At 45.6% G+C, this 14,850-nt stretch carries 13 protein-coding genes; 2 read left to right on the top strand and 11 right to left on the bottom strand.

From position 1 onward, the window contains the following. The first annotated feature begins 17 nt into the window (after positions 1-17). A complete protein-coding gene (clpP, locus tag NSQ20_RS00895; RefSeq protein WP_017691245.1) occupies positions 18-614 on the top strand; it encodes an ATP-dependent Clp endopeptidase proteolytic subunit ClpP in 597 nt (198 codons plus the stop codon). A gap of 167 nt (positions 615-781) precedes the next feature. Here clpP and NSQ20_RS00890 read toward each other — a convergent pair whose 3' ends face one another. From NSQ20_RS00890 to NSQ20_RS00845, 10 genes are all read right to left on the bottom strand, one after another. After that, positions 782-1,879, bottom strand: coding sequence for a DUF4163 domain-containing protein (locus NSQ20_RS00890; protein WP_340031613.1), 1,098 nt, complete (start codon positions 1,877-1,879; stop codon positions 782-784). A 387-nt stretch (positions 1,880-2,266) separates the two neighbouring features. After that, on the bottom strand, positions 2,267-3,019 hold the full coding sequence (locus NSQ20_RS00885) for an SIMPL domain-containing protein (RefSeq protein ID WP_047841458.1): 753 nt from the start codon (positions 3,017-3,019) through the stop codon (positions 2,267-2,269). Between the two features lie 157 nt (positions 3,020-3,176). Further along, complete coding sequence (locus NSQ20_RS00880) at positions 3,177-3,446, bottom strand: HPr family phosphocarrier protein (RefSeq protein ID WP_017691248.1); 270 nt, start codon at positions 3,444-3,446, stop codon at positions 3,177-3,179. Positions 3,447-3,700: 254 nt separating this feature from the next. After that, positions 3,701-4,639 carry a DNA-binding protein WhiA gene (whiA, locus tag NSQ20_RS00875; protein ID WP_036616210.1) on the bottom strand — a complete coding sequence of 313 codons (939 nt, stop codon included), beginning with the start codon at positions 4,637-4,639 and terminating at the stop codon, positions 3,701-3,703. Positions 4,640-4,645: 6 nt separating this feature from the next. After that, entirely contained in the window at positions 4,646-5,632 is a 987-nt protein-coding gene (locus NSQ20_RS00870; RefSeq protein WP_017691250.1) for a YvcK family protein, read from the bottom strand. A 13-nt stretch (positions 5,633-5,645) separates the two neighbouring features. Continuing rightward, positions 5,646-6,545 (bottom strand): RNase adapter RapZ, encoded by a 900-nt coding sequence (rapZ, locus tag NSQ20_RS00865; protein WP_017691251.1) that lies wholly within the window; start codon positions 6,543-6,545, stop codon positions 5,646-5,648. A 51-nt stretch (positions 6,546-6,596) separates the two neighbouring features. Continuing rightward, positions 6,597-7,547: an ROK family glucokinase gene (locus tag NSQ20_RS00860; protein ID WP_340031611.1), complete on the bottom strand. Its 951-nt coding sequence runs from the start codon at positions 7,545-7,547 to the stop codon at positions 6,597-6,599. Positions 7,548-7,995: 448 nt separating this feature from the next. Then, positions 7,996-9,027: an AI-2E family transporter gene (locus NSQ20_RS00855; RefSeq protein ID WP_036616412.1), complete on the bottom strand. Its 1,032-nt coding sequence runs from the start codon at positions 9,025-9,027 to the stop codon at positions 7,996-7,998. Positions 9,028-9,189: 162 nt separating this feature from the next. Continuing rightward, positions 9,190-10,149 (bottom strand): thioredoxin-disulfide reductase, encoded by a 960-nt coding sequence (trxB, locus tag NSQ20_RS00850; protein WP_340031610.1) that lies wholly within the window; start codon positions 10,147-10,149, stop codon positions 9,190-9,192. 171 nt (positions 10,150-10,320) lie between these two features. Then, positions 10,321-12,054 (bottom strand): tetratricopeptide repeat protein, encoded by a 1,734-nt coding sequence (locus NSQ20_RS00845; protein ID WP_340031609.1) that lies wholly within the window; start codon positions 12,052-12,054, stop codon positions 10,321-10,323. A gap of 434 nt (positions 12,055-12,488) precedes the next feature. Here NSQ20_RS00845 and NSQ20_RS00840 point away from each other — a divergent pair, with 434 nt between their 5' ends. Next, positions 12,489-12,941 (top strand): hypothetical protein, encoded by a 453-nt coding sequence (locus tag NSQ20_RS00840; protein ID WP_340031608.1) that lies wholly within the window; start codon positions 12,489-12,491, stop codon positions 12,939-12,941. 146 nt (positions 12,942-13,087) lie between these two features. On the opposite strand, the gene NSQ20_RS00835 is transcribed toward NSQ20_RS00840, so the two are convergent. Beyond that, positions 13,088-14,839: a hypothetical protein gene (locus NSQ20_RS00835; RefSeq protein WP_076329604.1), complete on the bottom strand. Its 1,752-nt coding sequence runs from the start codon at positions 14,837-14,839 to the stop codon at positions 13,088-13,090. Positions 14,840-14,850 lie beyond the last annotated feature (11 nt).

Genomic DNA, 14,850 nt, shown 5'->3' with positions numbered 1-14,850 from the left:
CCAAGGAGGTTTTTCACGTGAGTTTTATTCCAATGGTCGTTGAACAGAGCAACCGGGGTGAGCGCGCCTACGACATCTACTCCAGATTGCTGAAGGATCGTATTATTTTCCTTGGTAGCGATGTTAATGACGTAGTGGCTAATGCCATTATGGCACAGATGTTGTTCCTGGCTGCGGAAGATCCGGAGAAAGACATTCACTTATACATCAACAGCCCAGGCGGATCGATTACAGCCGGTATGGCGATTTACGATACAATGCAATTCATCAAACCGGATGTATCTACCATCTGTGTAGGTATGGCGGCTTCCATGGGTGCATTCTTGTTGAATGCCGGTGCAAAAGGTAAACGTTTTGCATTACCAAACAGTGAAATTATGATTCACCAACCACTTGGTGGTGCACAAGGTCAGGCTTCTGACATCGAAATCCGTGCTCGCCGCATCCTGAAAATGCGTGATACGTTGAACCGCATCATCTCTGAGCGTTCAGGTCAACCGCTGGAGCGGATTGAGAAAGATACAGATCGTGACTACTTCATGAGTGCTGCTGAAGCCGCCGATTACGGTATCATTGATAAAGTCATCGAAAACGTAGGATCACAAGGCATCTAAGTGTGACGTAGACCACGGTCTATGCGTTAACATAATCAACACCTAACGTAATCAGCAACATATAATTGTGTTGTCTATACGAGAAGAAGCCCTCATCATAATTATGATGGGGGCTTCTTTTTTCATTTTATAAGGAAGAAAACTTAAGAGTGCACAATAATGATTCTTTATTTGGTTCCAGATACATTACTGAAAGGTTCTGTGCCTTTAGGGAGAAGCTCTTTATACGTAAATGGCATTTCAGGGAATCCTTCTGCGTACGCCGTATACTCATACAACTGGAAGAACACAACTACACCCGTTGGTGTCACATAGAAATCTTGATCTTTATTTAACCCTTTGTAACCGTCGAGGTACCCGCCGCGGGCTTTCAGTTGTTCACCCACTTTTTTACTCAACGTCTCACGCATGGTTTTGTTATTTTGCAGCACATCATCTAACGTAAGTTCCTTGCCTGTGTCCAGTGCAAAGCTGTGGCCCGTACGGTATGTCATGCCATGAGCGCCAGCATAATCCTCATATCGTTGTGTAATGAGTCCCAGCACGCCTTTTTCGTTGTACGTCACTACATAAGAGCTCTCAAATGCATATGGACGGTTGGCTGTTGCACCGCCGAATTCAGATGTCTGTTTCTTGAAGTCAGCTACATACGCATCCACTTCGTCTTTCAGCACTTTGTTGATCGCCGCTTCAGCTTCTTTGCTGGCAAGTCCACTCACTTGCGGATATTGAACATCTACTTCAGCATTTTTTACAGTAACATTAACTGTTGCCGCTTTAATTTTAACGTTATTTTCTTTCACCTTGCTGAGTGTCAACGTTTTGGTTTTGCCATCCCAATTCCCCTGTACACCCAGATAATCTCTCATTGCCGAGAATGGGATATATAATCGACCCTGAATCAATTTTGCTTCCACCTGAGGGTAATAACCGTTAATATAAACGTTTGGCTGTCCATCCATCAGGCTAACGGTCATCGCATTGTTGGCTGCTGTTACCGTATATGACTTGGTTTTCGCATCATATTTCAGCGTTCCACCTGCCACATCTTTAACTGCCGTAAGAGATACCCAAGTTGAACCACCTTGAAGAAGTCCTTTTTGAGTCAGTGTTTTTCCACCCGACTTCAGGGTCACCTCAGCTGTGGTTGTCACTTTCGAGGATACCGATGCCGCCTGAACCGAACTGTCCTGCCACACCGAACCGCTACCTACAATAATTCCTGCTGCGAGCAATGCACTTGTCCATTTTTTCCATGATGTCATATATAAAACTCCTCTCTGAATTCACAATTAGGGATCATTGCGTATGTAATCCTGACCTGATCGTATATCTCATACGCTCACCTCTCTATTATAATTAACCCGATTTCGGAAAGGTTTACAGCTCGAGTTACAATGTTGATGAATATCAGTAGGAAAATATAAGGGGATATGACCTTTTTGTCACGAACAACTATACAAAAAAGATACCAATATACAGCATTTCATGCCGATTCAAAAAGGTACCCTTCTATATAACTTCATCAAAGTTTGCTTTTCCAACAAAAAAAGACTCTGTCCACAGGACAAAGTCTTTGTCATTATTTCGTTGTACCCTTCAAATGACACTTAAAAAGGTTCTTGAGTTTACAATCCTTAGTTCGATCTTGTTTATTTCATTTCATACGTGATATTCAGGATTGTACTTACTTTAACCTGGCCTGTTTCAATCTCAGTACCACCTGCTGTATCTTGTGCTTTGGACATCAACGCCTCGCTTGCATAGAATACAGGCACATTGGCATCACCTTGGCTCACGGAAAGAACAGCACCCAGTTGACGTTTAACTGCTTTTGCAATGGCGCCCGCTTTCACATCTGCATTGGCAACAGCTTTTTCAATCACTTGGGATTCATAACTTTCCGGATTTTCTACAGTAAAGCGTACGTTTTCAATATTGTTGGCACCCGCACCCGAAGCAGCATCGAGCAACTCGCCAATCTTGTCCATCTGACGATATGTGACTGTCAGCGTATGATGCGCTGTATATCCTTTAATTTGTTGTCCGTCTTTTTCACTATACGTATAGTTGGGTTGTACAGAGAACTGACTCGTTTGAATGTCGTCTGCACTGATCTTCCACGTATTCTTAAGCAAGTTGGATACTTTTTGAACTTTGGCAGCATTCGCTTTTTGAGCAGATGCAGCTGTCTCTGCAGTACTGTTCACACCAATAGACAGATACGCGATATCAGGCTTCACCTGAATCTCACCTTTACCCACAACATTAATCACATTCTGTTGTACTCCCTGAACCTCTGCAGCGTAAGCATAGTTACCTGGTGCAACCCATGCTGTTCCTCCAACAAGCAACGTACTTGCCACCAGCACCGCACCAAACGGTTTCATCCATTGTTTACCCATCACGATAGCCTCCTTATGTGTTAACATCTCAAACTTTAAACGATTTGATACCTTAACAGACGGGACAAATTCCATAATGTTGCACTTGACGATAGCATAAACGTGAAAAACGCAAAAAAAGCCCCTTTCGGGACTTCTTCATTGGATTGATCATATCTTATTGGTTTTCGAGCTCTTCCTTGCTTACCAGACTAACTAAAGCGTTTACAGCCTGTTCGGCATCCGCACCTTCTGCACTAATCTGGATTTCCGTACCTGTGCTAATTGCAAGGCTCATGATCCCCATGATACTTTTTGCATTAACTTTTTTGTCGTCCTTCTCGACGAACACTTCAGACGAGTACTTATTCGCTTCTTGAACGAACAGTGCCGCAGGTCTGGCATGGAGACCCGTTTTCAAACGGACAACTACCGGGTGCTTTGTCATGGAAACTTACCCCCTATTATGAAATCTGGACATTAAATACACAATTATATTTAAACAACATTATACCATTAACCCGTGCAGGACACTAGAAGAAAAAACTCAGGGTGCTTTGACGGCCATTATCTTGCCCTATTTCATCTTTTGCACAGCGCATCCAATGACCTAAGTAAGTCCCCTAGATCCTTAACGGTTGACTTCCCCGACCTTTCTGTTCAGCAGAAACAGCCGACCTTGTTACTTTACCCTACTCCGTCTTAACCATAACGTTCTGTGCGTACTTTCTCAGCCAGCTCATCAATTTTACGAAGCCGATGGTTCACTCCCGACTTGCTGACTGTACCTTTAAGGAGCTCGCCAACTTCCTTCAAGTTAATATCCGGATGAGCGAGTCGAACCTCCGCCACTTCGCGAAGCTTCTCAGGCAGCGATTCCAAACCAACTTCCTTTTGTAACAACCGGATATTATCGATTTGTCTTACCGCGGCTCCAATCGTTTTGTTCAGGTTGGCGGTCTCACAATTGACAATCCGGTTAACGGAGTTACGCATATCTCGCATAATTCGTACATCCTCAAACTTGAACAAGGCCTGATGAGCACCAATAATGCTGAGCAGCTCAATGATTTTCTCGCCTTCCTTAATGTATAGGATGAATCCTTTTTTCCGTTCTATACACCGGGCATTCAGATGAAATTCATTGGCCAGATCAACCAGTGCCTGACAGTGCTCTTCATACATGGACGCAATCTCCAGATGGTACGAGGAACCTTCCGGATTATTAACCGATCCACCGGCCAGAAATGCACCGCGAAGATAGGCCCGTTTACAACAGTTTTGCTGAAACAATTCCGTACTGATCCCTGGGGTAAAGAGAAAACCCTCAGATACAATATGAAGACTATTGAGAATCTCCTGCACCATGGTTGGAATACGAACAATATATACATTGTTCTTTTTCAGCCGCATTTTTTTGCGGACCAGTAATTCCGTATGCACTTGAAAATGCTTTTTAAGCAGAGAGTATGCCCGTCTTGCAATCGCGGCATTCTCCGTCGAAATATCCAAGATCACTTTTTTATTCGATAACTGCACTGCACCAAGCATACGGATGAGGGCTGAAAGTTCCGCCTTTTCGCAGCACGGTTCGCTCTCGATCATGGTTAACTCTTTTTTGGTCTGTGCTGCAAACGACATGGGACTTCACCTCTTCCGTAACATCCAATTTTGTACCAGTTGGTAGATGTGATGACTTAACTTGTCAGCATCATGACGCAGATAGGTTTTGAACAGAACAAGGGTATCTGCAACCACCTGATAACCGGCACTTTCGAGTACATTCATATCCAGTACAACCGGTTTTGCTCCTTTTTCCGCATACTTATTTTGCACTTGCAGCGGAATATCACCATTATTTACGATAACATAGTCGAAGAGCTGATGACCTATATGCTCGTGTACCGCCTTAAGGTGGTCACTTACCGTATAGTTATCTGTTTCTCCCGGCTGTGTCATCACATTACAGATAAACATCTTCACCGCATCAGCCTCTACCACAGCTTCTGCAAGCTTAGGTACGAGTAAATTGGGAAGGATGCTTGTATAGAGGCTGCCTGGCCCGATCAGAATAGCATCAGCTTGACGAATGGCCTCTACTGCCTCTGGCAACGGCTCCACGTGATCCGGTTCAAGGAAAACACGTTTGATGCGTCCACCCGCCTCAGGGATTTTGGACTCACCTGTAATAATTGTCCCATCTTCCATCTCGGCATGCAACACAACGGCCTGGCCTGCGGCTGGCAATACCTCACCTCGAACGGCAAACACGCGGCTAAGCTCCCGCACTGCGGTCACAAAGTCGCCCGAAATATCCGTCATTGCAGCCAAAATCAAATTTCCCAAGCTGTGGCCTGCAAGCCCCGCGCCTGTATTGAAACGGTACTTCAACATATCTGAAAGCAATGGTTCTACATCAGCCAGTGCCGTAAGCACGTTGCGAATGTCGCCCGGAGGCGGCATCTGTAGCTCATTGCGCAGGATGCCTGAACTTCCACCGTCATCTGCAACTGTGACGATGGCCGTGATATCCAGCGGCTTCTCTTTCAAACCGCGCAGCATCACGGATAATCCGGTTCCGCCGCCCATTACAACTATTCTCGGACGTTCTCTTCGTGGTCCGGCCTCTTTCATCCCTTCACCCTCTTCAATGACGGTCCCGGTCAGCGTCGCGATGGCTTACGGTAACAGCTTCTGTCTCGCTGCTTCCCAACATCTTGCCCAAATATTCCGATATTGCTACCGAACGATGCTTGCCTCCGGTACAGCCGATTCCAATAATAACCTGGCTTTTGCCTTCCTTCCGGTATTGCGGAATCAGGAAATGCAGCATATCCAGCAGCTTGGTCAGAAACGCCTGTGTCTCTGGCCATTTCATAACATATTCATACACATCACTATTCTGTCCCGTATTCGGTCGCAAATGATCAATATAATGCGGATTCGGTAAAAAACGTACATCAAACACCAGATCAGCATCAATCGGAATCCCATACTTGAATCCAAACGACGTAATATTCACCGACAGCATTTGGCTTTCCAGATGAGAAAAACGGGATATGATGCGTTCTTTCAGTTGAGCAGGCTTCATTGTACTTGTATTCAGTACCTGAGTCGCAGAGTTTTTGAGTTCCTCCAACATCTTGCGTTCCAGTCGGATGCCGTCCAGCGGCATGCCCTCAGGAGCCAAAGGATGTCTGCGCCTGCTTTCTTTGTAACGCTGAACAAGTACAGAATCTGTAGCATCCAGGAATAAAATTTCGCAATGAATGGTAAAATGATCTTTAATATAGTTCAAAGACTCGGACAGAGCCGTAAAGAATTCACGCCCGCGCAGATCGATAACCAATGCAACCTTACCAATCTTGCCGTTTGACTGTTCAATTAGTTCCGCAAATTTCGGAATCAATACCGGCGGCAGATTATCCACACAGAAGAAACCCAGATCCTCCAGGCTTTGTACTGCAATGGTTTTACCTGCTCCGGACATGCCCGTAATGATAATGAGCGTGGCGCCTGTGCCTGGTGATCCTTCACCTTCAAGCATAAATGTCCCCTCCTTATCATATTGCTGTCTTCATATATTGTTACGAGGATACTAGGAACGCAAGAGAAGACCTGCTGCACCCACAATACCTGCATTATTACCAAGTGTAGCTTCCAGAATCTGAACCCCATCTTGCAACGGTTCTGGCGTCAACTTAGCAAACACAGTACGGATTTCATCAAACAAGAAATTGCCCGCTTTGGATACGCCGCCACCGATGATGAACATCTCCGGGTTAATGACAGCTGCTACAGTAGCCATGGACTTGCCCAGGTAAAAGGCCGCACGATTCACAATGCGCTGTGCCACTTCATCGCCTGCCTTGGCAGCATCAAATACTTCTTTGGCTGCAATCTTGTCGACGAGTGCCAGTGACGTATGATCCCCGCGCTCTACGGCATCCTTTGCCATACGGATAATACCCGTTGCAGACGATACTGTTTCTACACATCCCATTTTACCACAACCGCATTTGATGGCTTCCAGATCAGGTACAACACTGATATGACCCAGTTCTCCCGCCATACCGGAGAAACCCTGATAAATGTTACCATTCAGGATCAAGCCTCCGCCAACACCCGTACCGAGTGTATAACATACGCAGTTGTCTATGCCTTTGCCGGCACCTGCCCATACTTCACCCAGTGCAGCCACATTTGCATCGTTATCTATTTTGATTGGCTTGCCCAGACGTTCTTCCAGAATCGAACGAATGGCCACATTCCGAAATCCGATGTTAGGGGCATGAACGATAATTCCCTCGCGTACATTCGTGAAACCGGCCACTCCAGCACCTACACCCTCAAGCTGTTCCCAACTGTAAGGTGATTCGGCTACGATATGTCGGACATACTTCTCGATGTTGGCGATGACCGTGTCTACGCCCTTATCCACTTCAGTCGGTCCTTCATACGTATGCATTAGCTGACCTTGTTCATCGCATATACCGACCTTGATTGCTGTTCCGCCGAGATCGACCCCAACGTAGATTTTCTCAGACATGCTGCAAGCCACCTTTATCTATCTAAAATAGTTTAAGTCCTACGTACCAACTATAATTGAAGGATACGCCTGGGTCAAGACGAGAAGACCTCTAGTACCTCCTGCTCCGCCGGGGTTGTGAACCACATCACGCACCGTTTTTGAATACGTATACATCCTCATTACCTTCATTTATAAACGCACGCTTTATTCCTTCCTCCCCATAACAGAGGAAGCCTCAACTCATGATATTGCATCTTCACTCGTTCCATTCATAAAAGATCAACATCGTCCCCTCATATAGGTGACTCATCTTATGCACCCCACCACCTGCCATTCTTACGCAGAAAGCTATCTAATGACGGTATTGCCAACAAAAAAAAGAGCCTTCCATCCACAGGAAGGCTCCCTTACTTTTATGAAAATCTGAAATTGTAGAAATTGGGCTGACTCAGTTGATTTTTCTACGTTATAACTTCGTTTCCACACGTACCGGCTCTTCCGTCTTCTCCATCTTGTTCACATCCAGAATATCGAGCAGGAAGACAAAGATCGGAATACCAATGATCAGTCCCCAGATCCCCAGGAAGTGTTGCGACAGAATTAGTACGATAAAGGTGTAGAACATTGGCAATTTGGTCTTGTGTGCCATCAGTTTTGGATTCAGGAAGTACGTCTCCAAAGCATGAATAACAATAATCATGATGATCACAATAATGCTTAATTTCAGTCCACCCATCTGATACCCAATCAGACAGAGCGGTACAAGTGAGATGATAACCCCCGCAACGGGAACCAGACTGAGCATGAACACCAGAATGGTCAGAGCGAACAGATACGGGAAACCCAGAATCCATAAGCCCAGTATCGTCAGTACCGTATTAAACACCGCAATAAGAAGCTGTGCCTCAATGACTTTACCAAAAGAAGACACGAACTTGTCTCCCAGATAAGCAACTTCATTGTAGAACCATCCAATTTTACTTGTTTTGAACTTGGACGTGAACTTGGATATCTCCTGCTTCTGCAACAAGAAGAACAGACTCAGAATGATGACGAGCAGAATAAACTCCAGCCATTTGCTCAAAGCGAAAATATATTTCAATGCATCATTGGTGTAATTTTTAATATCGAAGGATTGAAGATAACCCGCAATTTTGGATGCAAAATTATCACCATCTGCACTATCCAGAAATTTCATAATCTCGTTTGTCAACTGGACGACCTGATCCACGATCCGTGGTGAATATCTGGAAATGCCAAGCACAATGACTGCGATCACAATCATATAGAGTAGGATGACTACAACTTTATAATTGATTGGAAACAACCGATTTAAACCACCTGTAATGAAATGCTGTAACCTGTTCATGACATACGTCACCAGGAACAACAGCAGAATCATGTGCAGCATACTCCCCATACTGAACAAAATTAAACAGAACAAGAGCAGGATCAAAAATCGTCTCACTGTCGCATTCTGTAACCAATCTTTTATCATTTCCCCCAAAATCTTCACCTCACAGCTAATATGCCCTATATGTATACGATCTCATGCCCACTGTAGTTTCAAAAAAAGAGAAGCCTTCCGGCTTCTCTCATTTCATGAGACTTCCCGTTGTCTCTTATTCCCAGCATATGCCTAACCTCACGCATGTAATGCTTATTTATCCAACGTTTCGCTCCAATCATGGACAATGCTTCCTTCAAGGAACTTCTCACAATCCATTGCAGCCATACATCCTGATCCTGCAGCCGTAATAGCTTGACGATACTTCGTATCTTGAACATCGCCACAGGCAAATACACCTGGAATATTGGTCTCCGTTGTTCCGGGTTTAACGACAACATAGCCATGTTCGTCCAGTGCAATCGCATTACCCAGGAATCCGGTATTCGGTGTGTGACCAATGGCAACGAATACGCCATCTGCTTCAAGCAACTCTTCCTGCCCCGTCTCGTTGTTGCGCACTTTCAGCCCTTTGACACCCAAAGCTTCTGGTACGACCTCGAGTGGAGTACGGTTCAGCGCCCACTTCACCTTTTCATTGCTGCGAGCCCGATCCTGCATAATCTTGGATGCACGTAATTCATCCCGGCGGTGAACCAATGTTACGTCTGTTGCAAAACGAGTCAGGAAACTCGCTTCCTCCATCGCGGAGTCTCCACCGCCCACGACCACGATTTTTTTGCCACGGAAGAAGAAACCGTCACATGTCGCGCATGTACTTACACCACGTCCCACATTTTCCTGCTCGCCCGGAATACCGAGGTAACGAGCGGAAGCACCTGTGGAGATAATGATCGATTCAGCTTCCAGTTCACCGATTCCTCCAACTTTGACCTTGAAGGGCGGTTTGCTGACATCAACCTCTTCCACCCAACCGTTTTTGAATTCCGCTCCAAAACGTTCAGCTTGCTTACGCATGTTGTCCATCAGTTCCGGACCCATGATACCTTGCGGGAAACCGGGGAAATTCTCAACTTCCGTTGTCGTCGTCAATTGACCACCCGGCTGAAGACCTTCGATAACCAGTGGTTTCAGATTAGCACGAGCCAGATATATCGCTGCTGTCAGACCCGCAGGTCCCGTTCCGATCACAATCGTTCTGTATTTAGACATATAGATACAGCCTCCTTAATTAAGGTGAGAATGTGTTGTACTAGCGATGAACTTGCCAAGATGATATCCTACAGGCGTTTACGAAGCCCATTCGTTAAGTTTACCCGTTTTCCCGGTTGTTGTATCCTTCACCTGATGATGTCTTTCTGAAAACGAGTTGAAGCGAACTTTCTATACTAGTGGTGGCTTGCTGTTACAAACCGAATGAATCTGTTTAGCATACTTGCTAACCGTTGATGCCGATATCCCATACCGCTCAGCAATGCTTTGATAGGTAACGGGCCGACTGTGATTCTTCGCTGCCAAATATTCAAGTCCTGCAGCCCAACCCTCAATCTGCTTCGTACCCGGAACTTCCGGATGTACCCGGGATACATAATCCGTCCAGAGCCGTTCCATCTCTTGCTGCAACTCAGCCTTTGCTTCAGACATCTGTAACGCACGATCAACAACAGCCTGCCAATGGGAAGTTGATCCAGTGTCCGATTGCTCTGATGTGGATGGAACCTTCCCAATAGACTTCAAGGCTACAGGAGAAAAGGGTCGAACCACCTGAGAATTCCGATCCTCATGTTCAGCCGATTTCAATTCGTTCAGTACAGTTTGTGCTGCCTCAAGCAGATCCTTTTCTTCTCCAGGCTCTTCAATAAAGGATTGCAGAGCCTGCTGCACCTCATAGTCACCGATCATCCCAAGCGCATGAATAACCTGTAGCTTGGTTGCCCGATCACCATGACGCAATGCCCAGAAGAAGGATGAGCGAATCAGTGGATCATTCTTCATTTCTTCAGGTATGCCACTACCGTAGTTCTCCCACTGTCTGAATTGCTCATCAAATGGCAGATGATAGTGATAACTTAGCTTCTCTGGCTCTTGCTCGCCTTGTTTTACAGCCTCAAGACCTGACAGATAATACCGGGATACTTCGGAACCCGGATCAAGCTTGGACACATGATGCCATAAACGGTCAGCAGCATCATAACGTTCTGTATTATAAGCCGCCACGGCTGCATAGTGAGCAAGTGCCGGATCAGCAGCTGTCTCTTCGTCCTTGAGCAAACGCCGGAAGTGAACATAAGCCGTATCGTGTTGGCCCAGAATCCCCATCGTTGTCGCCAGTTTGTAGACTTGTTCGTGCTGGAATGGCACGATGACCCGCAATTTTTTGATCAGAAGCAGCACTTGATCAGCCCGGTTCTCATTTTGATGGAAAATGGCCAGATTACAGAGTGCATGCAGATTCCCTGGTTCCTGTTCAAGCACTTCGGCAATAGTCTCTTTTGCTTTGGGAAACAGACCCATATAATAGTAGGCGAGTGCCAGATTGTTACGGGCAGCCAAGTAATCAGGATAATCAGAGGACATGCCTTCGAGCAATTCAGCAGCCTGTGCAAATTTTCCTTCTTCCAGCAGTTCCCGTGCCTGATCGTGCTCCACTACACCTTTGCGTGATTTGATTCGATTCAGTTTGGTCGGACGATCCAGCTCATAATACAGAAGCTCCATCATCTCTTCGGCTTCCGTCATGAACTGACCTTGGGTGTCCTCCTCCAGATAGGTAACAAGTGCTTGCTCGGCTTCCTCAAACCGATCCATATTTGCATAATTGTTCGCCATATAAAAATAACATTCCGTCATCGACGGATCTACCACTTCCAGCACGTTAGCCAGAATGGCATTGGAGGCTTCGTAATCCCCCTTCTCCGATAATATACCCGCCATATTACAATGATTTACCGGATTTTCCGGTTCGTATTCAACAGCTTTGCGAAAATATTTTAATGCCTTGTCGACATGATTACGGTCCAGCGAGCGGACAGCTCTTTCAAAGAAGAAAGAAGCATCCAAGTGAATCGGTATAATATTGGCAAGGTGTCCCTCAGCCCGCACTAGCTTGCCCTTCATCTTCCAAGGCACCTCCTCTTTGCATTTCATTCATACTCTTCAGTATACCACATCTTAAGGCCCACTTCTCAATATGTAGTTTCATGTCGTTTATGAAAAAAATGCAAAAGAAGATGATATTCCATTTTGCGGAAACCTATCACCTTGGAGCGTTGTTTATTCAAAGGAAAACCATGTTTACCTAGAGACTCCTACACTCACTTACCATAGGCTCTCTTTGCAGTATTGCATTAGTCTATTCTTGTCGGTTACGCGGCATCTAACTGGATTCGGTCCGGTTATAATAATACGAGTGTAGTCTATGGTATTATTATCCTTATTGTCCTTTTTAGTAGTTTATCTCCATTAAAAATCAAACAACGTATATTAGCTCTGACGGTCAGCCTCTTTTTCGCGTATGTAATAAAAAATAAATATTTTAAGGGGATGTTATATTGAGGATCTCAAAGATAAAACCACTTATATTCATCTTAATATGCTTGTTTGCTTTGAATGGATGTTCAAAAGATATAGAAAACATAGAAAATCAGTTCACATTAGAGGATGTACTGAGAGCGCTCGAGTCTCAAGAACTGGATTTAGTGTCCTTTGGTATCACCGGGTATCCTTTGAAATTAAATGATGTTGTACCTGAGGTGTACTCCGTTGAAGTGCCCGTAGAAGAAGAACCATATAGCCCTGAATTTATACATTTTTATATTTTCAATTCTGAAAAGGATCGCATCAACGGGACAAAAGACTTCAATAAACACATGGAAAGCGCCCAATTTACAACATTCCCTTTTCTATATGAGAAAGGAAATGTTTTTATTGTTTACTGGAGCAAAACCAAAGATGATCCTCTGTTCACTAAACCAATCGAAACTGCGTTAGAGCAACTGAAATGATCATAGTTCATACATTACTGGACTGAGCTGGACAGTGGGAATATCATTTTAGAACGTTAATTGCAGTCATTCGTCGTTCGTAAAAAAAGAAGACCGAGCATTTGGGCTCGGTCTTCTAACTATTATGGCTTAAATATCTAATAAATCTAGATCTTCGACGCCATCGAAGGAGAAAGTGAAATTTGAAGGGTTTTATCAAACGGCGTCATGAAATTGACCAGCACAACCTTACACTTGTCCGGCAGTTTTGCCTCACGTACCGTTGCCGCCAGATGACCCAGTTCGCCCCCGGTGATCTCCAGCCAGTCTTCTCCGCAGGTATAGCGTAATGTACCGCCTTTCCACAAATAGTGACCCTCACTCGTTTCAATCGCGTCCTCACAGGTCAGCTCACCTTCGCTTCCGAATACAAAGGATAACTGCATCATAATGTCCTCCGGTTCCTGTCCAGATAGATGCATGTTCCATCCGTTTTCCGTTGGCTGTAATTCTGCTCCTACACGGAATGTCTGCTCATGAGTAAGCTGACGACTCTGATGAGGTAACAAATACCATGGACTTATATCTGATGCAGCCGATTCTGGAAGCAGGTTCGCAGGGATTGGGCCGTAATAACCTTTTTTCTGCTCACCAGTTAGTCGATAGCCTTCGGACAGCCTCGTCATTTGCTGCATAGGTACATACCCTGGATTAAAGTAAGAGGCCAGTTGCACAGCCAGCAGGCGCACCTTGCCATGACGAAGCGCGAAGAAAGAAGGAACTTCTGTCATCACAGTCACACTTGTAGCACCATCCCGAATTCGGGCTACCGGAGCACCAAAATCCGTATGCATCCGACTGTGCGAAATACGACCGTGATGCCCTACTGCGTCCATCTGCTCCAGATATTCTCCCCGTACAAAATGTTCATTCAGCATGACCTCATACTGTTCCGGTAATGCATCACGTGTGTCATTGGTCTGTTGAAGCTCCGGCTCAAGCATTAATCGAATGAGCGTATTCACCGAACATACTCCCGGATCTGTCAATGTATCTCCAGCCCAGGCTGCCATACCGGCTAAGAGTGGATCACCGTCCAGCCGAGCCAAAATGGCATAAGGCAGATAATAAGGTGACAGATCATGAACACTGCCCAGATCCTGTCGTCCTGAATAGTCCGTAACAATTTCACCCGTAGGATGGACAAGATACACCATCATGCGGAGATTAAGCCTCACTGGTTCCAGCAGTTCAGGACGATTGAGCAGGCGCGCAGCATGAATTAACATGATGTCGCTAACTGCGCTGTATATCCCATTGCTCCGTTCTGTCCACTCCCCATCAGGTGTAATATCCATGCCTTCATCCATCCACTGCTCTGCGCGCTGCACAGCTTCCTCCAGATCAAATATTTCATGCAGGAAACCAAGCGCCGCGCATAGCACCCAGCGATGATTGGGCGTATGACAACCTCCCGTAAGCATGGTTGGGATTGTCCGTTCCAGAAACAGCCTCATATTGTTCAATACAGGTTGAAGCGGCTCCCATTCTTGCTGCTGAAGAAGCTGATACAACTGTGAATACCCTACAACGACAAATGCAGTATCTGGAGGGGAATGGTAATTGGTCCAGCCAGGCGATATTGAACCGTCTTCATGCTGGAAGCGGAGTACAAATTCCGTAGCTAACAGCAGTCGATTTAACAACGATTCATCCCGGTAATAGATAGAGTCCGGATTGGAGAGCGCAGCTCCCCAGTAACACATATCCGTGGGCGTTCCAGTCGTATGGTTGACCCAGGCAACACCTGTGAAGGGATCAATTGTCCCTCCATAGTAACGGCTTTCCGGGTCAAGCATCTGCCGGGATATGCCTCTTTCTACCGCTCTGTCATTACTGTCCACCAGTTGTTTGTACATGTGCAGTCCCC

This window comes from Paenibacillus sp. FSL K6-1122, from assembly GCF_037977015.1.
GTDB lineage: Bacteria > Bacillota > Bacilli > Paenibacillales > Paenibacillaceae > Paenibacillus > Paenibacillus amylolyticus.
This window is presented reverse-complemented; position numbering and strand designations above follow the sequence as displayed.

Bases quoted from the DNA above. Each gene is read 5' to 3' on its own strand.
- NSQ20_RS00890 (WP_340031613.1), bottom strand. From the start codon at position 1,879: ATGACATCATGGAAAAAATGGACAAGTGCATTGCTCGCAGCAGGAATT.
- NSQ20_RS00885 (WP_047841458.1), bottom strand. From the start codon at position 3,019: ATGGGTAAACAATGGATGAAACCGTTTGGTGCGGTGCTGGTGGCAAGT.
- NSQ20_RS00880 (WP_017691248.1), bottom strand. From the start codon at position 3,446: ATGACAAAGCACCCGGTAGTTGTCCGTTTGAAAACGGGTCTCCATGCC.
- whiA (WP_036616210.1), bottom strand. From the start codon at position 4,639: ATGTCGTTTGCAGCACAGACCAAAAAAGAGTTAACCATGATCGAGAGC.
- NSQ20_RS00870 (WP_017691250.1), bottom strand. From the start codon at position 5,632: ATGAAAGAGGCCGGACCACGAAGAGAACGTCCGAGAATAGTTGTAATG.
- rapZ (WP_017691251.1), bottom strand. From the start codon at position 6,545: ATGCTTGAAGGTGAAGGATCACCAGGCACAGGCGCCACGCTCATTATC.
- NSQ20_RS00860 (WP_340031611.1), bottom strand. From the start codon at position 7,547: ATGTCTGAGAAAATCTACGTTGGGGTCGATCTCGGCGGAACAGCAATC.
- NSQ20_RS00855 (WP_036616412.1), bottom strand. From the start codon at position 9,027: ATGATAAAAGATTGGTTACAGAATGCGACAGTGAGACGATTTTTGATC.
- trxB (WP_340031610.1), bottom strand. From the start codon at position 10,149: ATGTCTAAATACAGAACGATTGTGATCGGAACGGGACCTGCGGGTCTG.
- NSQ20_RS00845 (WP_340031609.1), bottom strand. From the start codon at position 12,054: ATGAAGGGCAAGCTAGTGCGGGCTGAGGGACACCTTGCCAATATTATA.
- NSQ20_RS00835 (WP_076329604.1), bottom strand. From the start codon at position 14,839: ATGTACAAACAACTGGTGGACAGTAATGACAGAGCGGTAGAAAGAGGC.